The organism is Psychromonas arctica, from assembly GCF_036697365.1.
GTDB lineage: Bacteria > Pseudomonadota > Gammaproteobacteria > Enterobacterales > Psychromonadaceae > Psychromonas > Psychromonas arctica_A.
On sequence record NZ_JBAHZA010000020.1, the window covers coordinates 17,216 to 38,269 of the forward strand.

Annotated in this window: 22 protein-coding genes; 14 read left to right on the plus strand and 8 right to left on the minus strand. The window is 37.8% G+C overall.

Features of this window, described 5'->3' with window-relative positions; genetic code table 11:
• Window positions 1-71 precede the first annotated feature (71 nt).
• The gene (locus V5290_RS15960; protein ID WP_333388036.1) at window positions 72-1,385 is read right to left on the minus strand and encodes a DUF481 domain-containing protein; all 1,314 of its coding nucleotides are present in this window, start codon (window positions 1,383-1,385) and stop codon (window positions 72-74) included.
• Between the two features lie 239 nt (window positions 1,386-1,624).
• Between V5290_RS15960 and rpsF the strand changes: the two genes are divergently transcribed.
• Genes rpsF through rplI form a run of 4 tightly spaced genes read left to right on the plus strand, consistent with a single transcriptional unit; the run spans window position 1,625 to window position 3,037 of the window.
• Window positions 1,625-2,017 carry a 30S ribosomal protein S6 gene (gene rpsF / locus V5290_RS15965; protein WP_333388039.1) on the plus strand — a complete coding sequence of 131 codons (393 nt, stop codon included), beginning with the start codon at window positions 1,625-1,627 and terminating at the stop codon, window positions 2,015-2,017.
• An 8-nt stretch (window positions 2,018-2,025) separates the two neighbouring features.
• Entirely contained in the window at window positions 2,026-2,331 is a 306-nt protein-coding gene (gene priB, locus V5290_RS15970; RefSeq protein WP_333388042.1) for a primosomal replication protein N, read from the plus strand.
• 9 nt (window positions 2,332-2,340) lie between these two features.
• Window positions 2,341-2,568, plus strand: a complete 228-nt coding sequence (gene rpsR / locus V5290_RS15975) for a 30S ribosomal protein S18 (RefSeq protein ID WP_019613652.1) — start codon at window positions 2,341-2,343, stop codon at window positions 2,566-2,568.
• A gap of 16 nt (window positions 2,569-2,584) precedes the next feature.
• Entirely contained in the window at window positions 2,585-3,037 is a 453-nt protein-coding gene (gene rplI / locus V5290_RS15980; protein ID WP_333388049.1) for a 50S ribosomal protein L9, read from the plus strand.
• Between the two features lie 86 nt (window positions 3,038-3,123).
• Here rplI and V5290_RS15985 read toward each other — a convergent pair whose 3' ends face one another.
• The 3 genes from V5290_RS15985 to V5290_RS15995 form a co-directional block, all read right to left on the minus strand.
• Entirely contained in the window at window positions 3,124-3,798 is a 675-nt protein-coding gene (locus V5290_RS15985) for a response regulator (protein ID WP_333388052.1), read from the minus strand.
• A 357-nt stretch (window positions 3,799-4,155) separates the two neighbouring features.
• Window positions 4,156-5,616, minus strand: coding sequence for an ATP-binding protein (locus tag V5290_RS15990; protein ID WP_333388054.1), 1,461 nt, complete (start codon window positions 5,614-5,616; stop codon window positions 4,156-4,158).
• Window positions 5,617-6,119: 503 nt separating this feature from the next.
• Window positions 6,120-6,395, minus strand: a complete 276-nt coding sequence (locus V5290_RS15995; protein ID WP_333388057.1) for an EF-hand domain-containing protein — start codon at window positions 6,393-6,395, stop codon at window positions 6,120-6,122.
• 176 nt (window positions 6,396-6,571) lie between these two features.
• On the opposite strand from V5290_RS15995, the gene V5290_RS16000 reads away from it, so the two are divergent.
• On the plus strand, window positions 6,572-7,033 hold the full coding sequence (locus V5290_RS16000; protein WP_333388060.1) for a GAF domain-containing protein: 462 nt from the start codon (window positions 6,572-6,574) through the stop codon (window positions 7,031-7,033).
• Between the two features lie 103 nt (window positions 7,034-7,136).
• Here the strand turns inward: V5290_RS16000 and V5290_RS16005 are convergent, their stop codons facing one another.
• The 4 genes from V5290_RS16005 to prfB form a co-directional block, all read right to left on the minus strand.
• Entirely contained in the window at window positions 7,137-7,889 is a 753-nt protein-coding gene (locus V5290_RS16005) for a DUF6969 family protein (RefSeq protein WP_333388063.1), read from the minus strand.
• Window positions 7,890-7,997: 108 nt separating this feature from the next.
• A complete protein-coding gene (locus tag V5290_RS16010) occupies window positions 7,998-8,270 on the minus strand; it encodes a hypothetical protein (RefSeq protein ID WP_333388066.1) in 273 nt (90 codons plus the stop codon).
• A 480-nt stretch (window positions 8,271-8,750) separates the two neighbouring features.
• Window positions 8,751-10,268: a lysine--tRNA ligase gene (gene lysS, locus V5290_RS16015; protein WP_333388069.1), complete on the minus strand. Its 1,518-nt coding sequence runs from the start codon at window positions 10,266-10,268 to the stop codon at window positions 8,751-8,753.
• Window positions 10,269-10,329: 61 nt separating this feature from the next.
• A protein-coding gene (gene prfB, locus V5290_RS16020) for a peptide chain release factor 2 (RefSeq protein ID WP_333388072.1) occupies window positions 10,330-11,428 on the minus strand; the annotation gives its coding sequence in 2 pieces (ribosomal slippage) (window positions 10,330-11,352 and window positions 11,354-11,428; 1,098 coding nt in all).
• Between the two features lie 441 nt (window positions 11,429-11,869).
• Between prfB and V5290_RS16025 the strand changes: the two genes are divergently transcribed.
• From V5290_RS16025 to V5290_RS16065, 9 genes are all read left to right on the plus strand, one after another.
• Window positions 11,870-13,594 (plus strand): acetolactate synthase 3 large subunit, encoded by a 1,725-nt coding sequence (locus V5290_RS16025; RefSeq protein WP_333388075.1) that lies wholly within the window; start codon window positions 11,870-11,872, stop codon window positions 13,592-13,594.
• A complete protein-coding gene (ilvN, locus tag V5290_RS16030; RefSeq protein WP_333388078.1) occupies window positions 13,587-14,087 on the plus strand; it encodes an acetolactate synthase small subunit in 501 nt (166 codons plus the stop codon). The genes V5290_RS16025 and ilvN overlap by 8 nt, the downstream gene beginning before the upstream one ends.
• A gap of 166 nt (window positions 14,088-14,253) precedes the next feature.
• A complete protein-coding gene (locus V5290_RS16035) occupies window positions 14,254-14,463 on the plus strand; it encodes a hypothetical protein (RefSeq protein WP_333388082.1) in 210 nt (69 codons plus the stop codon).
• On the plus strand, window positions 14,460-14,915 hold the full coding sequence (locus V5290_RS16040; RefSeq protein WP_333388085.1) for a copper chaperone PCu(A)C: 456 nt from the start codon (window positions 14,460-14,462) through the stop codon (window positions 14,913-14,915). The genes V5290_RS16035 and V5290_RS16040 overlap by 4 nt, the downstream gene beginning before the upstream one ends.
• 29 nt (window positions 14,916-14,944) lie before the next feature.
• Window positions 14,945-15,556, plus strand: a complete 612-nt coding sequence (locus V5290_RS16045; protein ID WP_333388088.1) for a TIGR04219 family outer membrane beta-barrel protein — start codon at window positions 14,945-14,947, stop codon at window positions 15,554-15,556.
• A 280-nt stretch (window positions 15,557-15,836) separates the two neighbouring features.
• Window positions 15,837-17,636 carry an assimilatory sulfite reductase (NADPH) flavoprotein subunit gene (locus V5290_RS16050; protein ID WP_333388091.1) on the plus strand — a complete coding sequence of 600 codons (1,800 nt, stop codon included), beginning with the start codon at window positions 15,837-15,839 and terminating at the stop codon, window positions 17,634-17,636.
• Window positions 17,636-19,387, plus strand: coding sequence for an assimilatory sulfite reductase (NADPH) hemoprotein subunit (cysI, locus tag V5290_RS16055; protein ID WP_333388094.1), 1,752 nt, complete (start codon window positions 17,636-17,638; stop codon window positions 19,385-19,387). The genes V5290_RS16050 and cysI overlap by 1 nt, the downstream gene beginning before the upstream one ends.
• On the plus strand, window positions 19,380-20,144 hold the full coding sequence (locus V5290_RS16060; protein WP_333388097.1) for a phosphoadenylyl-sulfate reductase: 765 nt from the start codon (window positions 19,380-19,382) through the stop codon (window positions 20,142-20,144). The genes cysI and V5290_RS16060 overlap by 8 nt, the downstream gene beginning before the upstream one ends.
• Window positions 20,145-20,270: 126 nt before the next feature.
• Window positions 20,271-20,897: a flagellar protein MotX gene (locus V5290_RS16065; protein ID WP_333388100.1), complete on the plus strand. Its 627-nt coding sequence runs from the start codon at window positions 20,271-20,273 to the stop codon at window positions 20,895-20,897.
• The last annotated feature ends 157 nt before the right edge of the window (window positions 20,898-21,054 follow it).

The window sequence follows — 21,054 nt, forward strand, 5'->3', positions numbered from 1 at the left end:
GCATTAATAGACTAAAAAGGCCTAGTAATAATTAGTTTATTACTAGGCCTTTTTTATTAGCGTTCAAATATTTAAAACGCATATTGTAAGTTAAAGCCAGTGGATAATTCGTCATTCTCAGTACCCTCAGGTACGTTTTGATTATACTTATAGTTAATATCAAAAATTAAATATAACTCTTGGTATATTCTATTTTGAGCTTTGAATTCTGTTTCATAAACACTGTTTTTATGGCCTAATTCAAAAGTGGTTCCTAACGTAACTTGTAAGTTTTCTGAAACAATTCTTTCGTAATTTAGTTTGGTACGCACAATAAATTCGTTATATGAAACCTCGTCTTCCCCATCGTTCGGTTCAGCCTGTTTATAACCAGGGCCAAATTCAGTATTAAATTTATGATTATTTTCATTAAAGAAAATATGCCCCAAACCAGTGGTAAAGGTATCTTCTTTTTCATAAGAAGCTGACTGGCTACGTTGAATGTCACTTCGCAAAAAAATTGAATTAACGGGATCTAAGTTATAATTCCCCTGTAGCTGCCAGCGCCAATCATTTTCAGTATCTTCATCCTCTTCATCTTCAAATTCAAATTTTATATCGTTATTAATATTGTAGTTATCAACCACGTTATAATCTAAAATTAGGCGACCTTCTGCACTCTTGGTTAGCTCATTTTCTTGTTCATAGTTAAAACCAAACTCCACTGCACCACTAAAGCGCTTCTCTTTTTCAATGGTTGGCTCATTACCATCTACAACATCAGTTTTAATTTGATTCGTTTGAACCGCTACATCGATGTATTCAGCATCAGATATCGCGCCATCGCCATTAACCGTTGGTTTAGATTTTAGTAAATCTGGCTGTTGATCAATTGATGTTTTAATATTATCAATAGGAGAACTAGTAATGCTGGCTTTCTGTAACAACTCTTTTTGTAAGGCATCGTTTAAGCGTTGTTCTCGCTTTAAGCTTTCAGCGAGATATGACTCTTGAATATTAACTTGATTGTCTAAAGTAGATACTTGATCGAAAAGTCGCTCATTTTCAGACTCTAGATAACTTAATTTATCTTGTTGGCGCTGTTGAGCCGCTAAGATTTCCTGATTTTTTAATTTCTCTGCTTGTAACTGAGCTTTTAGTGCATCGATCTGCTTATTCGCTTGTGTTTTAGCTGCGGTCAATAACAATGATTCTGGTTGTTCTTGGGGGATTGGCGTTTGTTGCAGTACAACGACCTCAGGAGCAGCAGAATCTGGCTGGTTTTCAGTTGCCTCTTCGGCATTGGCTTCAGCATCTTCAACTTGTTCTGAATCTAATGAAAACCAGGCATTAGCGCTTACAGCCACTAAGCTAGCTATCAATATATAAATAGGGACAGAATTCAAATAAATCGACTCTTTAATAAAAAGGGAATAAGTATTTTAGCTTGCTTAGCTATAGATACAAACTAATACGAAAAGTTCCATGATAAAGATTAAAATATATTCGCTTTATTGCTTGCGCAGTTTGCCTACAGACTGTACAATTTGCCGCCTTAAATCAGCCACCCTTTTTGTTCCTTGCTTCTATTTGGTACGGCTGAGCCAACTTAAGAAGCTACTAACCCGTAAGGAGCGATTTTTATATGCGTCATTATGAAATCGTATTTATGGTTCACCCTGATCAGAGTGAACAAGTTAATGGTATGATTGAGCGTTACACTACTGCTATCACTGAAGCAGCAGGTACTGTTCATCGTCTAGAAGACTGGGGCCGTCGTCAACTGGCTTACCCAATCAACAAACTACACAAAGCACACTACGTTCTTATGAACATTGAAGCTGAGCAAAAAGTAATCGACGATCTGGAAACTGCTTTCCGTTTCAACGATGCTGTGATCCGCAACATGATCATGCGTACTAAAACTGCTGTAACTGAAGCATCTGTAGTAGCAAAAGCAAAAGAAGAACGTGTTGAACGTGCTCCTCGTGTTCCGCGCCCAGAAGCAGAAGCTGCACCAGCAGAAGCTGAAGCATAAGAAACTGAGTGACTGATAACTTTTTGCAACTTACAGGTATTGTGACCGAAAGTCCGATACATAAATCAAGCCCAAGTGGCATTGAACACTGTAACCTGACGATAGAACATCGCTCAGTGCAAGAAGAAGCTGGATTACCACGGAATGCAATGTGCTATATGCCAATTGCCACAAGTGGACCATTAGCAAGTCAGTTGAAAAATAAATTATCGAAAGGCATGAAAATTAAAGTAAGTGGTTTTATCACTTACCACCAAAGCAAGAGTAATCTTGGTAAATTGGTGTTACATGCTCAGTACATAGAACAAATTTAAGGAACTACCATGGCTCGTTACTTCCGCCGTCGTAAATTCTGTCGCTTCACTGCTGAAGGTGTTAGCGAAATTGATTACAAAGACGTTGTTACATTAAAAAACTACATCACTGAAAGTGGTAAAATCGTACCTAGCCGTATTACTGGCACAAGTGCAAAATACCAACGCCAATTAGCGCGCGCAATCAAACGTGCACGTTACTTGTCACTTTTACCATACACAGATTTACACAAGTAAATAGGAGCTATAGATTATGGAAATTATCCTACAAGATACAGTTGCTAACCTTGGTAAACTTGGCGATAAAGTAAATGTTAAAGCAGGTTACGCACGTAACTTCCTTTTCCCACAGCAAAAAGCTGTACCAGCAAACAAAGCTAACTTAGAAGCTTTTGAAGCACGTCGTGCTGATCTAGAAGCTAAGCAAGCTGCTAACCTAGCTGCTGCTCAAGCTCGTGGTGAAGCTCTTACTGCATTAGAAGCGGTTGTTATCACTTCTAAAGCTGGTGATGCTGGTAAACTATTCGGTTCAATCGGTACACGTGATATTGCTGATGCAATCACTGCTGCTGGTGTAGAAGTTGCTAAAAGTGAAGTTCGTCTTCCTGAAGGCGCTTTACGTTTAACTGGTTCTTACGAGATTACTGTTTCAGTACACTCTGACGTAACTGCAGTTATCAACCTTGAAGTTGTTGAAGCTGAGTAATCAGTAAAACACTTTGATGTTATAAAAATACCCGCCTTCGAGCGGGTATTTTTTTATCGACTGAATTACTGGTTAATGGTTAATGGTTATTCAGGCAAGACTAATCGGTACCCAGCCCCATAAACCGATTGAATCAAATCTTCTCCACCACTAATATCGATTAGCTTCTTTCTTAATTTCTTAATATGACTGTCGATAGTACGGTTATTGACAATGCGATCATCTGAGTACATGTTTTGCATTAATTGCTCACGAGTAAAAATACGGCTTGGATTATTCGCTAAACGTTTAAGCAGCTGAAACTCAACAGAAGTTAATGATGACTCAGTTCCGTCAAATACGGCGACAAGGCGACTTTCGTCAAGAGAAAAACCAGAGGAATCAATAGCAATATTACTCTGTACTCTTCTCATAACGGTTTTAACTCTAGCAACGACTTCTCTAGGGCTGAAAGGCTTACAGATATAATCATCTGCACCTAGTTCTAAGCCAAGTAATCGATCTAGCTCATCCACTTTAGCCGTTACCATCAAAATTGGCACATCAGAGAAAGTTCTAATAGTTTTACATAATGTGATCCCATCGGTGCCGGGCAACATAAGATCTAATAAAATGACACTAGGTTGATGTGTTTTTACCCATTCAATTACTTGATTACCATCGTGAATGAGGTGCGGTATATAATCAGTCAGTTTGAAATAATCAGCTAATAAGTTAGCTAACTTTATTTCATCTTCGACAATTAAAATTGAATTGGCCACGGGTAACTCCTATAAATAACCTCAGAATGGGATCACCCTAACTTTAGCTAAGTAAAATCAGGGTAAATTAAACAGAAATAAGTATCAGATAATATTATATTAACCTTCGAAATGAACAAGTAATACCAATTGCATTAAATAAGTGATCTAAATTTTGCGCAGGAAAAATGACTTAGTTTAAGGCGTAACTTAAGCCTTTCGACGATTAACTTCGTTAATAGTCTATCGGAGAATTAATCAAAAGATGTTAATTCTTTAATAGTTGTTCTATTTACGAAAGTTACAACGAAGAAACAAGTTATTTTAACAAGTAAAATAGATCAGTTAATTAGTGTGATTGGTATAGTTGCGTTTATACTAGTCTAAAGGTAATTCAATAATTACGGCTAGCCCACCTAGCTCAGCCTTAGCTGCTTTAATATTACCTTGATGCGCAGTAACAATATGTGAACAGATAGACAACCCTAACCCAGATCCACCTGTTTGACGGTTTCTAGAGTTTTCAACACGATACAAAGACTCAAATAAGTGTGGTAAATGATGCTCTGCAACGCCTACTCCATTATCTGCAACCGTAATGCGTATATATTTTTGCTGCTCAATAAAAATTGTTTCCCAAGATAACTTAACTAAGTTAGCCGTCGAATATTTAATGCAATTATTCATGATATTTTCAAATAATTGACATAGACGCGTTGGATCAACAAACGCTAAATATTGGTCCTGTTTTTTATCAAGCTCCAATTTAATATTAGTAGCGGCAAGGTAACTTGTATATTTAGGCACTTCAGATTCTAACCAAAGGCCAACATCAAGACTTTGTTTGCGGTAATGCATGCCGCCAATATCAGCACTAGTTAGTAGATGTAAATCATCAATCAAATTCTGTAAATGCTTTACCTCATCATTGGCTGACTCTATATTTTCTTTTGCTAATGCTCTCACGCCATCTAAGATGGCCTCTAACTCGCCTCTTAAAATAGCAACAGGTGTACGTAATTCATGGGAAATATTAGCTAACCAACGTTTACGGGCACTTTCATTTTCATAAAGAGTGAGTGCTAATTCGTTAAAGTCTCGACTTAATTCACCTAGCTCATCTTTTCTTTTTACATCGATATGCTGTTGATAGTTACCTTGAGTAAGTTTGTGCATACCTAAAATAATTTTTTTGATAGGTTCTGCTAAATGCCTTGCCAATGGTAGGGTAATCAAAATAACTAATACCATAGTAATTAAAGCGATTAGCCATAAATAACTTTGTTGTTGCTCTAAAAAATCCAACTCAAAACCATCAGTTATTTTTTTATGCTTAGGCACCATTAACCAGCCGACATTTTCTTTATCAACCATGATCGCAATTCGATTATAATCAATGCCTTCAATATGATGACCAACGACAATAGTATTGTTAGTATCAAAAATAGCAAAACCTTCATTGAAATCAACAGGAGGACGACGTCTTCTTTCTCTAGGGGGGATAAACTTATCTTCTCTTGGTAATCGAGTACTTGGTAACTTAGTACTTGGTTGTTGCTCATAATGAGAAGTTTGATATTGCGGTTCTAAATCTTGTGAATAGAGAAATAACAGATGCCCAAAATGCCTATTTCTATCTTGTATGTTGTCCCAACTACTATTTTCCTTATATTCATCTTCAAGCACTGTTACTAAGGGCTTTAATGCTTCAACCTCTTTACTATTCACATATTCAACAATACCTTTACTAATACTCCATTGTATTAATAAAACTAACGCAGTCACTAGCACTAGGCTAAAGCCAAAAAAAACGAGGAATAATTTATTATGTATTTTCATGCAGATATCTCATGCTCATATGACAGATATTGTACCTCTTATATGAGTTACATAAACGACAAATAGAGTTGAATTTTAATAATGTATCGAATAATAAAACAGAAGAAGAGAAATGTGTGAATAGATACATATATCTAAGTATAGATAGAGTAAAAATTAAATCCGTTAGCATAAGTGATACGCTAACGGATTTATTTAATGATTTATACTACCTGTATCAAAATAGTAAAAATCAATTGCCCCACTTTGAATCCCACTTGTACAAATTAGCGTCAATATAAATATTAACAACTACTTTGCTTTTATATGACGAGAATCTTACGTCCTTTAGCCATATAGTTGGGTTATTATTATTATTTCTTTCCGTTAAGGTCGAAGTGGAAAGTACCTTTATTTCTAAGCTTAGAGAAATCTATGTTTAGAAAAACTGTTGCTGATATAACGAGTCAACATGCACTAGCGTCATAAAAAGAATGCTCGCTATATCATTAATTTTAAACTTATTAACGAGGTGGTTTAAAATTAGAAAACTCATTTTCACTCACTACGCCATTACCATCTGAATCCATGTCATCAAATACTGCTTGGTGATCTCCGTGTGGAATTTCTTGATTAGAAAACTCATCAAAAGTAAGTTCGCCATCACCATTAGTGTCAACAGAAGAGAATTGAGGAGGACCGCCTTGAGGGCCACCTTGATCAGAACCAGCAGCATAGCTTTGACCCATAACACCCACAGACAGCACTAAAGCAAATAATATGTTTGAACTATTTTTCATTTCAAAAAATCCTATAAGGTTTAAATTTCGAAAGGAGAATAACAACAGAATGTGCAAATACTGTGCAAAATAATAAATAATTTGAAAAAACTGTAAATTCTATTAACTAGCTATTTTATTTGAGGTGATAAAGCCTGATACTAAGCTAATAATCTCAACAGTAATTGCAGGTATAAATGAAAACATTAGCTGACTACCACTCATTAACAAAACAAGCCGTTGCACTCATTGAAGATGAAAAAGATCTGATTGCCAACCTATCTAATTTAAGCGCCCTCCTGAATAGCAGCTTAGATAATATTAACTGGGTAGGGTTTTATCTCTACAAAGAACAACAACTCGTACTGGGCCCTTTTCAAGGAAATGTCGCTTGTGTCCGTATTGAATTAGATAAAGGAGTTTGTGGTAAAGCATTTAGCACTAACACCACACAACGCATAGCGGATGTGCATGAATTTCCGGGTCATATTGCTTGTGATGCTGCGAGTCAATCTGAAATTGTAGTGCCGATTAATAGCCAAGGGAAAACAATTGCCGTATTAGATATTGATAGCCCGATTACGGAACGCTTTAATGAAATTGATGAAGCAGGGTTGATTCATTTTGTAGAGCAAGTGCAAGATAAACTTATCTTTTAAGTTACTGTTCGCAATGAGCATGAAGTATTTACCTTATGCTCTTATTTAACAAAACATAACTCCCCTTTTATTAATCAACTTTTATTACTTACCTTTATTTATACTATTCACTTTCGGCCAAAATAGTTAATTGATTGATCCATTGATCAACAGTAATAGTAAATGACCCCGTTACATCTAACTCACGATCCTCTAACACATCTACTTCAGGGTTTTCTGATTGCTTCAAAGCAACGACTTTATCTCTATGGGTTAATAAGGCCACAATATAAGGCCTAAATAATACAAACATTGCAGTGATCCACTGGTTGACCACAAGATTAGGGTAAGCATGATCAATATAAAACCGATCTAATAATGCGATCGTATCTTCTGCTGAATACCAAGTTTGCGCACACACCCAACGATTAGTAGCAAATAATCCAATGGGCAAACCTTCATCATCCATAGAAATACAGATGAAGTGTGCCAATGCATTTTCACCTGATGGCCAAGGCTGAGATTGCATAAATCCAGGCATAGGTTTAATAGATTCTGGAATAGCTGGAGAGCGTATAAACGTATGAAAGTGGCCATGCTCACCTTCAACACCACGGTGATTATGGTAATAATACTGACAGTGTGACTCATCATCGTAAACATCTTCTTCAGGATAATGGTTTAACTGATAAAAAGTCCCCTGCCCCTTTAGTAATTCACTAACAATATTAATGCCAGCCTTGCTTAATAAACGCTGGCACTCTTTAACTGTCTCAGCTGCTACCAGCATTTCGTTTAAATTATCAATATGCACTAGTAAAGGTGCCTCTAGTGGGATGGCATCTTCGTAGGCAGACCAACAGGCTGTTGTTGTCATATAAGCTTCACCTTATAAGTTAAACTATAAATATTCGAAAAATACAATGGTGTAAAATTTTTACACCATTAATCCATACAGCCTATTAGCTGTTACAACGTGTAACGTCTATTTTGCAGCACATGGGTTAGCGGCACACGGGTTCTTTGCAGCACAAGGATTTTTAGCGGCGCATGGATTCTTTGCAGCACAAGGGTTTTTAATAGCGCATGGATTAACAGCGGCACACGGGTTAACGACTTTTGTAGACTTCGCCTTACATGGCGAGCAAAACGCATCGCAAGAAGCACCACAAGAGGCAACTGCAGGGTTAATAGATAAAACAGCACCAACAATACCCGCAGCGATAACAGCAGGTTTATTTTTTAAAATCTTTTTCATTTTTTTGTCCTTAGAGTTAAATTTAAAATCATTCACAATAACTGCTTCACCTTAATTGGTATGCGTTACTGTCACTCAAAAAGACCTACCCCTACATTTAAAAATTTCATAAAAAATGATAACAAAAGCAAACTTATCAAGTTGTTATCAAATGCTTTATATTTCACATATAAAAAATAAATGTAATTGATTTATAAACAATATTAAAAAATAACTCCAATTATTTTTTAAGGCTATTTTAAATCAATACAATAGCGTCATATAAAAAGCATCAAGCTCAATAAATAATCACTACAAAAAATTAATTGGGTCATCACGGTTTAAATAAAGTGATCAAAGTCACACTTAAATATTAATGAAAATAAATGGAAATTATTTTTAAGTTTTATGCGGTTTACGGGAATTTGCTGTGACTAGGCACAAAAAAGCCCCGTATCAACGAGGCTTAGTTTATAAACGACTATTATATTAATGTTTATATTATTTTGCTTGTGGACGCATATGCGGGAATAGCAGTACATCACGAATAGTATGACTATCTGTAAATAACATCACTAAACGGTCGATACCAATACCTTCACCAGCCGTTGGTGGTAAACCGTGCTCTAAAGCAGTAATGTAATCTGCATCGTAGAACATCGCTTCATCATCACCAGATTCTTTTTGAGCAACTTGATCCATGAAACGTTGTGCTTGATCCTGTGCATCATTCAGCTCAGAGAAACCATTTGCTAATTCACGGCCACCTACGAAGAACTCAAAACGATCTGTTACATCAGGGTTATCATCGTTACGACGTGCTAACGGTGAAACTTCTGCTGGGTAAGCAGTAATGAATGTAGGCTGCATTAACTTATGCTCAGCAGTCTCTTCAAAAATCTCTGTTAACACTTTACCTTCGCCCCAGCTATCTTTCAGATGAATATCCAAACGCTTAGCTAATGCTTTTAAGCCTTCCATACTGTCTAACTCAGCAGCTTCAATACCTTCATTGTACTCAAGGATTGACTCTTTCATTGTTAGACGTACAAATGGCTTACCAAAATCAAATTCTTCTTCGCCGTATTTAACGATGCTTGAACCTAATACATTTTCAGTAATAGTGCGTAACATATCTTCTGTTAAGTTCATTAAATCAATGTAATCAGCATATGCTTGATAGAACTCAATCATAGTGAATTCTGGGTTATGGCGTGTTGAAACACCTTCGTTACGGAAGCTACGGTTGATTTCGAATACACGCTCAAAACCACCAACCACTAAACGCTTAAGATTTAACTCAGGCGCAATACGTAAGTACATAGGTAAGTCTAACGCATTATGGAATGTTTCAAATGGACGAGCTGTCGCACCACCTGGAATCGCTTGTAACATAGGCGTTTCTACTTCCATAAACTGACGGTCGTTTAAGTAAGTACGAATCGCGTTAACGATTTTGTTACGTAAAATAAATGTTTTACGAGACTCTTCATTAGCAATTAAATCAAGGTAACGTTGGCGGTAACACGCTTCCGTATCTGATAAGCCGTGGAACTTGTCCGGTAATGGACGTAATGCTTTAGTCAGGATACGAATTTCTGACACTTTGATACTTAGTTCATCAGTTTGTGTTTTGAATAAAACACCTTTTGCACCTACGATATCGCCCAAATCCCATTTTTTGAATTCAGTGTTGTAAAAACCTTCTGCTAAGTTATCGCGTGCAACATAAACCTGTACTTGGCCGCCCATATCTTGGATAGTCGCAAAACTTGCTTTACCCATAATACGACGTGTCATCATACGACCAGCAACACTTACTTCAATAGCAAGCTCTTCTAGCTCTTCTTTGCTTTTTGCATCGTATAGCTTATGTAGATCGTCAGAGATATTTTCACGACGGAAATCATTTGGAAAAGCTTGCCCCTTTTCACGCATTGCATCTAATTTAGTTAAACGTTGCGCGAGAATTTCGCTTAACTCGACTTGTGGTGCTTCTGCTTTGTTTTGCTCTGACATGATAGTTCCTATCTTTTACTTCAATTTTTAAAATGATTGTTATTTCAAGCCTAACGTTAAATCACAAACCTGATTTTAAGCTGGCTTCAATAAATTTATTTAAATCACCGTCTAACACCACTTGCGTATTACGGTTTTCAACACCAGTACGTAAATCTTTAATGCGAGAATCGTCTAATACGTAAGAGCGTATCTGACTACCCCATCCAATATCTGATTTACCGTCTTCGTTAATTTGTTTCTCTGCATTCTGCAACTGCAACTCATGCTCATAGAGTTTAGCGCGAAGCTGCTTCATCGCTTGGTCTTTATTTTTATGCTGTGAGCGATCATTTTGACATTGTACAACAATATTGGTTGGCGTATGAGTAATACGTACCGCAGATTCAGTTGTATTAACATGCTGACCACCTGCACCAGAGGCACGATATACGTCAATACGTAAGTCTGCTGGATTAATCTGAATATCAATATTGTCATCAATCTCAGGATAAATAAAAGCAGAAGCAAATGATGTATGACGTTTACCAGATGAATCGAAAGGTGATTTTCGTACTAAACGATGTACTCCGGTTTCTGTACGTAACCAACCATAAGCATATTCTCCGCTAAAACGAATAGTCGCACCTTTTATCCCAGCGACATCACCAGGCGTTGCTTCCATTAATTCTGTTTTATAGCCGTTCGCTTCACCCCAGCGTAAATACATACGCAGCAGCATATTCGCCCAATCTTGTGCTTCTGTACCGCCAGAGCCTGATTGAATATCAAGATAACAAGAGCACGCATCCTGCTTACCAGAAAACATACGACGAAATTCCAGCACTTCTAATTGCTTTTCTAAGTCATTTGCTTCTTTAATTGCTTCATCAAAAGTATCTTGGTCATTTTCCTCAACAGCCATTTCCACCAACATTTCAATGTCGTCAGTACCGGCGGTTAAAGCGTCAATGGTTTTTACCACTAATTCAAGACTACTACGCTCTTTACCTAACGCTTGAGCATAGTCAGGATCATTCCATACATCAGATGATTCTAGTTCGCGACTTACCTCTTCTAAACGCTCTAATTTAGCGTCGTAGTCAAAGGTACCCCCTAAGCATTTCAGCACGCTCAGTTAGGTCTTTAAGTTGATTAAGAATTGGGTTTACTTCAAACATCAATACTCACTATTTGTTTTATTAATAAAAAGAGCCGAATTTTAACCAATTATTACGTAAATAAATAGAGAACAATGAGAATTTGTAAGGAGTTCGGTGTAACAATATTTATTAAATACTAATAAAGTTATATATCCCCCTAATCTGTTATCGTAATACGCAGGGAATGCAGGATTGGATTACAAAAACCACTGAAACGTCCAAAATGGCTAGTAAGGTGAAAATATAAAAATCTAAGGTAGACTTATAAAAAGTGGTTAAAGCGCAAATAAGTCGATAAAAAAGACCAATAAATAACAATTATAAGATGCATTTTAATCTGATTAACGTAAAGTTAGTGTTCCATTAACTAAGTGTTAGTGGTTCATTTACACAAGGTTCGCTTCTACCCGATACAGGTAGAAAACGACGCAATTAACCGATTGTATAAGGATACAACTCATGGAAATGCTCTCAGGCGCAGAAATGGTAGTGCGCTCTTTACAGGACGAAGGTATCGAACATATCTTTGGCTACCCTGGCGGTTCAGTATTAGATATATACGACGCAATCTTTCAATCAGATAAAATTGAACACTTTTTAGTACGTCATGAACAAGCTGCTGTACACATGGCAGATGCTTATTCACGTTCAACGGGTAAAGTTGGCTGTGTATTAGTTACAGCTGGCCCAGGCGCTACAAACTGTATTACCGGTATTGCAACAGCTTACATGGATTCTATTCCATTAGTTGTTCTATCTGGTCAAGTACCTACTTTTTGGATTGGCGATGATGCCTTCCAAGAAACTGATATGATTGGTGTTTCTCGCCCAGTTGTAAAACACAGTTTCTCTTGTCGTACTGCGGAAGATATTCCAAAGGCGATCAAAAAAGCGTTTTATATTGCATCTACAGGCCGACCTGGCCCGGTTGTTATTGACCTACCAAAAGATGTACAAAACCCACTAAATAAATTCCCATATGAATACCCTGAAAGTGTTAGCTTACGTTCATACAATCCAACACTTAGTGGTCATAAAGGTCAAATCAAACGTGCTGTTGCGGCATTAGTTAGTGCTAAAAAACCTGTTTTATATGTAGGTGGTGGCGCAATCATTGCCAACGCTTCTAAACAAGTAATAGAACTTGCTGAAAAATTAAACTTACCAGTAACAAATACCTTAATGGGTCTTGGTGCATTCCCTGGTGAGCACGAGCAATTTATTGGTATGTTAGGTATGCACGGCACTTATGAAGCAAACCGTTCAATGCATAATGCAGATTTAATCTTTGCATGTGGTGCTCGTTTTGATGACCGAGTAACTAACAATGTTGATAAATTCTGTCCAGACGCAAAAATTATGCACATTGATATCGACCCGACCTCTATTTCAAAGAATATTCATGCAGACTTACCAATCGTTGGTAGTGTTGAAGTGGTATTACAACAGATGTTAGATCTAATTGATGAAACTAAAGCGACTAACGACAGTAAAGATATCAATGCTTGGTGGGAGCAAATTAATGAATGGCGCGCGAAAGACTGCCTAGCCTATAAAACATGTGATACTCATATCAAACCACAACAAGTAATTGAATGCTTATACAAGGTAACCAATGGTGATGCGATCGTGACATCTGATGTTGGTCAGCACCAAATGGTTGCTGCACAATATTACCCATTTAAAGAACCTCGCCAATGGATTAACTCTGGTGGTGCCGGCACAATGGGCTTTGGCTTACCGGCGGCAATGGGTTGTAAAATTGCACACCCTGACCGCCCTGTTGTTTGTGTTACTGGTGACGGCTCTATTCAGATGAATATTCAAGAGTTATCAACGTGTATGCAATACAACATTCCTGTTGTTATCTTACTACTAAATAATCGTTCATTAGGCATGGTAAAACAGTGGCAAAAGATGTTCTACGGTGGTCGTCAATCTCATTCTTACATGGATAGTGTGCCTGATTTCGTTAAGTTATCAGAAGCTTATAACCATATTGGTATTAAAGTAGATACGATTGATGAGCTTGAGCCAGCACTAACACGTGCATTTGAATTAAAAGAACGTGTAGTGTTTGTAGATGTTGCAATTGACCCTGAAGAGCACGTTTATCCAATGCAAGTTAAATTCGGCAGTATGGAAGACATGTACCTAAGCAAAACGGAGCAAACTGATGCGTAGAATTATTTCTGTATTAATCGAAAATGAATCAGGCTCACTTGCACGTGTTGTAGGTTTATTCGCACAACGTGCTTATAACATTGAATCACTGACAGTATCGCCAACCAACGATAACACTTTGTCACGTATGACGATCACTACCGATGTAGTTGATAATGCAACGCTTGAACAAATGATGAAACAATTACATAAATTAGTTGATGTATTACGTGTTTCTGAACTAACTCAAACACCGCATGTTGAACGTGAATTATTACTTGTCAAAGTGCGTACCGTTAGCGCTGAAGCACGTGAAGAAGTTAAGCGTACAAGCGACATTTATCGTGGTCAAATCGTTGATATTACACAAAACTTATACACGATCCAGTTAACTGGCGCAGGTTCAAAACTAGATGCTTTTGTAGCAACTATGGATGAATGTAGCGAGATTATAGAGGTCGTTCGTTCTGGTGTGTGTGGTATTGCTCGTGGCGATAAGTCATTACGAGCTTAACTTAGCTAATTAGCTTAAAAGACAAAGTCTCTGAGTAATTTAAGTTAATATCAGTATAATTAATGCAAAGTACAGTCACTGTGCTTTGCATTTTTTGTATATGACGATCTAATATCAATCAACAGCAATATATGAAGTCATCTACTTGCTATTATAGGAGATTCAAATGTTTGAACTTTTTGCACTACTAATGTCCGCATTTGTGCTGTTTATGTTTGGTATATCCGTACTAAGCTTAGTGGTTATTGCGGTTATCATGATTGCCTGTTTTATCTTAGTTGGCGCACTTTCTTTTTTATTTAAATTTGGTGTTTGGATACTACTCGGCTATCTTATTTATTATTACTTCTTTAAACATGACAAGGAAAAATCATGAGTCGTTTAGGTTTAGTTATTTGCTCTCTCTTATTTTCGCTAAATAGTTTAGCTGCAGAATTAACTGTAACTGATCAATATGTTAGAGCAACCCCACCACATGTTAAAAACAGTGCTGCTTTTCTAACGATAGAAAACCAGAGTGAAGAGAGTGTTAAACTAGTCTCAGTCAGCAGTGACATAGCAGATCGTGTAGAACTTCATACACACATTAGTGAAGCAGGATTAATGAAAATGCGCCAAGTTGAGTCTATACTCATAAAGGGGCATAATAGCGTACAGTTACAACCTGGTGGTTACCACGTCATGTTTTTAGGTTTAAAAAATGATTTGGTTGCCGGTGACAGTGTTGATATTACACTCTATTTTGATAATGGAGATGCAATAGACATCACTGCGCCAATACAAAAAATTACAATGTCTCACAAAACAGCAGATACTAAGCACCAATAATAATTGAGATCACAAAGGAATTTCCTATTATGAAAAAACAAATTTTAGCCGCTGCGGTAGCAGCTACAATGAGCATGCCAGCAATGGCTGATTTCTTAGGTGTTTATGCTGGTATTGATTACAATACTAACGAAACAACATACCAAGGCCAGTCAGATCGTTCAAATAACATCTCAGGTTACATTGCATTTGAGCATTTCATCCCACTTCTTCCAAACGGTAAGATTAAGTTTTCAGATCTACAAAACGATGACTTTACTACTGATGATAGTCAAGCGAGAAACGCTATCTTATACTACGAAATTTTAGATAATGACCTAGTAGAAATTGATTTAGGTGTAGCTTACACAGATGCAGATGGATTTAATGAAAGTGCTTCTATTGCACAAGCGTACGGTGCGGCTAAATTACACGTACCAGGTGTAAGCATGCATGCCTTTGCAGAAGTGATTGCAGGGTCAGTCACTAGCGACGATTACCTGGATACTGAAATTGGCTTAGCTTATACATTCAACCCAGATTCACCATTTATTAACGTTTCTGCTCGTGTTGGTTACAAACTACAAGAGTTAGATCTTAACCACACTAATAGTGTACAAGAAGTAAAAGGTTTATTTGCGGGTGTAGAAGTACACTTCTAATAACTCATTTATAATAACCTATTTAGGTTTTGTTAAAGCCACTAACAGTTATCTCTTAGTGGCTTTTTTAATCCTCTACACAAACAATATATATAGTCTTCTTCTCAACTTACTCTCTAAATTGTATTATTTCGGCTTTAAAAAGCTTTTAAATGATAATGATTATTAACCCTACACTTTAAATGCCATTTAGTTATAAAAGAGTAACTTTTATTCTTTCGTTGTCTACATAACCTCGCGTAAACTCCGCTTATCTTAATGTAATAGTGGAAATTACTTCATGGCACTTAACAATTTATCGGCTTTAACATCGCCTTTATCTGAGTCACAATTGGCTCAGTTGCAACAAGCAACAGCAGGCTTAGATGCAGTACAAACTGCATGGGTTAGTGGTTACCTAGCAGGCGTAAGCCAAGGTCCAGTAACAGCTGCAGCTCCTACACAAAGTGCAGGTCAAACGTTAACTATCCTTTACGCGTCACAAACGGGTAATGCGAAAGGTGTAGCGAGTCAACTTGCTGAAAGCGCAAAAGCAGCAGGTCTTAATGTGGTTCTTAAAAACACCGCTGACTACAAAGCAAAAGCATTAAAAAATGAAACTCATTTATTAATTGTTGCTAGTACTAATGGTGAAGGTGAAGCGCCAGATGATGCGATTGAGTTCCACGAATTCTTATTAGGTAAAAAAGCACCTAAATTACCTGAACTAAAATACAGCGTATTAGCATTAGGTGACAGCAGTTACGAATTTTTCTGTCAAACAGGTAAAGACTTTGATGAGCGCTTAAAAGCGTTAGGCGCAAGTCAATTAGCACCTCGCGTTGACTGTGATGTTGATTATGAGACTGAAAGCGAAGCTTGGATCTCAAGTGTCGTAACAACCTTAAAAGGTGAAATGGCACAAGTAACAACATCTGTACCAGTTGCAGGTATTGCAGCACCAAGCACAGCAAGTCAGTACTCTAAACAGAACCCGTATGCTGCTGAGTTTGCATTAAGCCAAAAAATTACTGGTCGTGATTCAGCGAAAGACGTTCGCCACATAGAAATTGATTTAGGTGAGTCAGGTTTAACTTATCAAACTGGTGATGCTTTAGGTGTCTGGTTTGAAAACGATGAAGCATTGGTTGATGAGCTAATCGCTGAATTAGGTTACAGCGCTGATGACAAAGTAAGTTTAAGCATTTCTGGTGAAGATACAGAGTTTAGCGTAAAAGAAGCGCTATTAACGCAACTAGAAATTACCCAAACAGCACCTTCATTTATTGAGTTTTGGGCTGAGAAATCTGGTGACGATAAACTAAAAGCTATCGCAAATGATAAAAATGCTGCGCGTGAGTTCTCAGGTAACCATCAAATTATCGATGTTGTTAACCAAGCTAAAGCAGATGTTGATGCACAAACTTTCGTTGACGCCTTACGTAAAATCACACCTCGTCTATATTCTATCGCTTCGGCACAAGCTGAAGTAGAAGAAGAAGTTCACTTAACTGTAGGTGTAGTGAGCTATGACGCTAACGATAAAACACGTACAGGTGGCGCTTCTGGTTTCTTATCGAACCGTTTAGAAGAAGGCCAAAAAGTACGCGTTTTTGTTGAGCATAACGATAACTTCCGTCTACCTGCATCAGATGACACTCCTGTTATTATGATCGGCCCAGGTACAGGTGTTGCGCCATTTAGAGCATTCATGCAAGAGCGTGAAGCACGTGATGCAACAGGTGATAACTGGATGTTCTTTGGTGACCAAACCTTCACACAAGACTTCTTATACCAAGTTGAATGGCAGAATTACTTAAAATCGGGTTTGTTAACGAAAATGGACGTTGCTTTCTCACGCGACCAAGCTGAAAAAATTTACGTACAAGACCGTTTAAAAGAAAACGCTAGCGAAGTATTCGCATGGTTAGAACGTGGCGCACACTTATATATATGTGGCGATGCTAACCGCATGGCAAAAGATGTTCACCAAACCTTGTTAGACATCATTGCAGAGCACGGCAAATTAAGCACTGAACAAGCAGAAGATTATTTAAAATCACTTAGATCTAACAAGCGTTACCAGAAGGATGTCTACTAATGAGCAACGATTTACCAAAAGTTGAAAACCCTGTACTGATTGTTGAAGGTAAACATGCCGACAATGAACGTTTAAAAGCTGAGAGTGATTTTCTTCGCGGTACTATTTTAGAAGATCTTCAAGATCGCATGACGGGTGGTTTTACGCCAGATAATTTCCAATTGATACGTACCCACGGTATGTATCAACAAGATGATCGCGATATTCGTGCTGAACGTCAAAAACAAAAACTTGAGCCATTACACAACGTAATGCTTAGAGCACGTTTACCTGGCGGTATTATTAATACTGAGCAATGGTTAGCGATTGATAAATTTGCTGATGATCATACATCTTACGGCAGCATTCGTTTAACTACGCGTCAAACGTTTCAATTTCACGGCGTACTAAAGCCAAACATTAAATTAATGCACCAAACACTTAATAGTGTAGGTCTTGATTCAATTGCAACGGCTGGCGATGTTAACCGTAACGTACTTTGTACTTCTAACCCAGTTGAGTCAGAGCTACATCAAGAAGCTTACGAGTGGGCGACTAAGTTAAGTGAACATTTACTACCAAAGACTCGTGCTTACGCTGAAATTTGGTTAGATGAAGAACGCGTTGAAACAACAGAAGATGACGTTATTGAACCAATTTTAGGTAGCAACTACTTACCACGTAAATTTAAAACAACGGTAGTGATTCCACCTAATAATGACATCGATCTTCATGCCAATGATTTAAACTTTGTTGCAATTAGTGAAGACGGTAAATTAATTGGTTTTAACGTGCTTGTAGGTGGTGGTTTAGCCATGACTCATGGTGACAATTCGACTTATCCACGTTGTGCTGATGACTTTGGTTTTATTCCTAAAGAGAAAGCATTAGACATAGCAGCCGCTGTTGTAACCACGCAACGAGACTGGGGTAACCGTGTTAACCGTAAAAATGCTAAAACGAAATACACATTAGACCGTGTAGGTGCACATGCATTCCGCGAAGAAGTTGAAGCGCGTGCAGGTATTAAATTTGAAGATTCTCGTCCTTATAAATTTACACACCGTGGCGATAGCTTTGGTTGGGTAAAAGGAATTGATGGTAAAGAACACTTAACGTTATTTATCGAAAACGGTCGTATTCTTGACTTCCCGACAGATCAATTTGAAGGTAAGCAGTTAAAAACAGGTATGCGAGAAATCGCTAAAATTCACCAAGGTGATTTCCGTTTAACAGCAAACCAAAACTTAATTATTGCTGGCGTTGCTCCTAAGAATAAAGCGACAATCGAAAAAATCGCACGTGAACACGGTTTAATCAGCGATAAAGTATCGAACCAACGTATGAGCTCAATGGCTTGTGTTGCTTTCCCTACTTGCCCATTGGCAATGGCAGAAGCAGAGCGTTACTTACCAGGTCTTGTTGATGATGTTGAAGCGATTCTAGAAAAGAACAACTTAGCAGGCGAAAGCATCATCCTACGTGTGACGGGTTGTCCGAACGGTTGTGGTCGTGCAATGTTGGCTGAAATCGGTTTAGTCGGTAAAGGTCCAGGTAAATATAACATGTATCTAGGTGCAGATTTAGCTGGTACTCGAGTGCCTAAAATCTATAAAGAAAATGTTGATGAAGCAACAATATTAGCTGAAATAGACGCATTAAGTGCTCGTTGGTCTGCAGAACGTAACGAAGGTGAAGCTTTCGGTGATTTTGTTATCCGCGCAGGTATTGTCGCTGAAGTCGTCATTTCAGCTAGGGATTTCCATGCCTAATACGTTAGATCTTGCCCATCTATTAACATTATCTAAAGCCGAGCAGACTGCTGCTCTGGCTGAAGTTAATCAGTTATTAGAAAAACAGACCGCTCAACAGCGTGTTCAATGGGCGATCGACAATTTAGAAAGTGAATTTGTTTTATCATCAAGCTTTGGTATTCAAGCGGCCGTCTGTTTACACATGATCACCAGTATAAAAGCCGATACACCAATTATCTTGACTGATACAGGTTACTTATTTCCTGAAACTTATCGATTTATTGATGATTTGACAGAACAGTTAAGCCTAAACTTAAAGATTTATAAAGCTGAGCATGGTCCAGCATGGCAAGAAGCACGTCATGGAAAACTTTGGGAGCAAGGTGTAGATGGGTTAACCAAATACAACCAGATCAACAAAGTAGAGCCAATGAAACGTGCTTTAAAAGAACTAAACGCTAAAACTTGGTTTTCTGGTTTACGTCGCTCACAATCTTCAAGCCGTGAAGATTTAGCTGTGTTAAGCATTCAGAATAATTGCTTTAAGTTTTTGCCTATTATCGATTGGGCAAATAAAGAAGTTCACTATTACCTACAAGAAAATAACCTAAGTTATCATCCGTTATGGGAACAAGGTTATGTATCAGTAGGTGATGTACAGACCTCTCGTCCATTAGAACTAGGTATGACAGAAGAAGAAACACGCTTCTTTGGTTTAAAACGCGAATGTGGATTGCACGAAGATCCTATCGAAGAACAAGGTAGTGGGATTTAACTCCCCTCTTTCTATCTTGACTCTAAAAAACCTCTACCTTGCTAGAGGTTTTTTTATGCTTAAGAAAAAATGAAACCTGCCGATAAGTTAATATTCACGTTGATAATTCACTTGGTATAAAAATTTATGATAAAAGCAGTCGCAAGGTCGTTACTCATAGTGAGCCTATTTACTAGTTGCCTTTCTCAAGCGGAAGACTATGAGGTAATCCAGGTTTACACGCAGGATGAACTGAACGCCTTAGTCAGAGAAAATAAACACCTACAACGTGTCAAAGCTGATGATTGTCAATTAGTGCAAGATATTGAAGCTCACGCCTTAAAAATACAAGAACCATCATTTGTATACTTATGGGGCGATATGCTCGCCTGGGGCGTATGTGTGGACCGTAACGCAACATTAGGCATGTACTACATACACGAAGCGGCTAACAAAGGATTATTAGCAGCAATAGAGCAATTAGGTCGCTACTACAATAACGGCACCTTAGTTATCCAAGATAAAGATAAAGCAATCCGATATTTCAGAGAAGCAGCCTTACAAGGCCACTTAAAAGCCAAGATAAGCTATATCAAACTTCTAAACCAAGGTTACGGCAGCCCTTACGATTATGAAGAAGCCTACCACGCCCTTTACAACACAGTATTTGAAAGCAAAAGAACCAAAGCAGAAGCCAAACAACAACTAGCCAAACTAGAAACTAAAATGCCTGAATATGCAATCAAAAACGCCCAACGCAGCGATCAGTTTTAAATAAGCGCTCAACGAGCGTCGAATATTACAAAGTAACAGTAAGTAGACGAAATCTAATATATGGGGTACTGCTTCAGCTTGCCAGTATAGGATTCATCACATACTACGATTAGCTTTCTATGATCAAAGCGAACCAATAAATAACACAACGCAACAG

What these genes read in the sequence shown, in the direction of transcription:
- rpsF (WP_333388039.1), top strand. Translation starts at nt 1,625, where the DNA reads ATGCGTCATTATGAAATCGTATTTATGGTTCACCCTGATCAGAGTGAA.
- rpsR (WP_019613652.1), top strand. Translation starts at nt 2,341, where the DNA reads ATGGCTCGTTACTTCCGCCGTCGTAAATTCTGTCGCTTCACTGCTGAA.
- rplI (WP_333388049.1), top strand. Translation starts at nt 2,585, where the DNA reads ATGGAAATTATCCTACAAGATACAGTTGCTAACCTTGGTAAACTTGGC.
- V5290_RS15990 (WP_333388054.1), bottom strand. Translation starts at nt 5,616, where the DNA reads ATGAAAATACATAATAAATTATTCCTCGTTTTTTTTGGCTTTAGCCTA.
- V5290_RS15995 (WP_333388057.1), bottom strand. Translation starts at nt 6,395, where the DNA reads ATGAAAAATAGTTCAAACATATTATTTGCTTTAGTGCTGTCTGTGGGT.
- V5290_RS16000 (WP_333388060.1), top strand. Translation starts at nt 6,572, where the DNA reads ATGAAAACATTAGCTGACTACCACTCATTAACAAAACAAGCCGTTGCA.
- V5290_RS16005 (WP_333388063.1), bottom strand. Translation starts at nt 7,889, where the DNA reads ATGACAACAACAGCCTGTTGGTCTGCCTACGAAGATGCCATCCCACTA.
- V5290_RS16010 (WP_333388066.1), bottom strand. Translation starts at nt 8,270, where the DNA reads ATGAAAAAGATTTTAAAAAATAAACCTGCTGTTATCGCTGCGGGTATT.
- lysS (WP_333388069.1), bottom strand. Translation starts at nt 10,268, where the DNA reads ATGTCAGAGCAAAACAAAGCAGAAGCACCACAAGTCGAGTTAAGCGAA.
- V5290_RS16025 (WP_333388075.1), top strand. Translation starts at nt 11,870, where the DNA reads ATGGAAATGCTCTCAGGCGCAGAAATGGTAGTGCGCTCTTTACAGGAC.
- ilvN (WP_333388078.1), top strand. Translation starts at nt 13,587, where the DNA reads ATGCGTAGAATTATTTCTGTATTAATCGAAAATGAATCAGGCTCACTT.
- V5290_RS16035 (WP_333388082.1), top strand. Translation starts at nt 14,254, where the DNA reads ATGTTTGAACTTTTTGCACTACTAATGTCCGCATTTGTGCTGTTTATG.
- V5290_RS16040 (WP_333388085.1), top strand. Translation starts at nt 14,460, where the DNA reads ATGAGTCGTTTAGGTTTAGTTATTTGCTCTCTCTTATTTTCGCTAAAT.
- V5290_RS16045 (WP_333388088.1), top strand. Translation starts at nt 14,945, where the DNA reads ATGAAAAAACAAATTTTAGCCGCTGCGGTAGCAGCTACAATGAGCATG.
- V5290_RS16050 (WP_333388091.1), top strand. Translation starts at nt 15,837, where the DNA reads ATGGCACTTAACAATTTATCGGCTTTAACATCGCCTTTATCTGAGTCA.
- cysI (WP_333388094.1), top strand. Translation starts at nt 17,636, where the DNA reads ATGAGCAACGATTTACCAAAAGTTGAAAACCCTGTACTGATTGTTGAA.
- V5290_RS16060 (WP_333388097.1), top strand. Translation starts at nt 19,380, where the DNA reads ATGCCTAATACGTTAGATCTTGCCCATCTATTAACATTATCTAAAGCC.
- V5290_RS16065 (WP_333388100.1), top strand. Translation starts at nt 20,271, where the DNA reads ATGATAAAAGCAGTCGCAAGGTCGTTACTCATAGTGAGCCTATTTACT.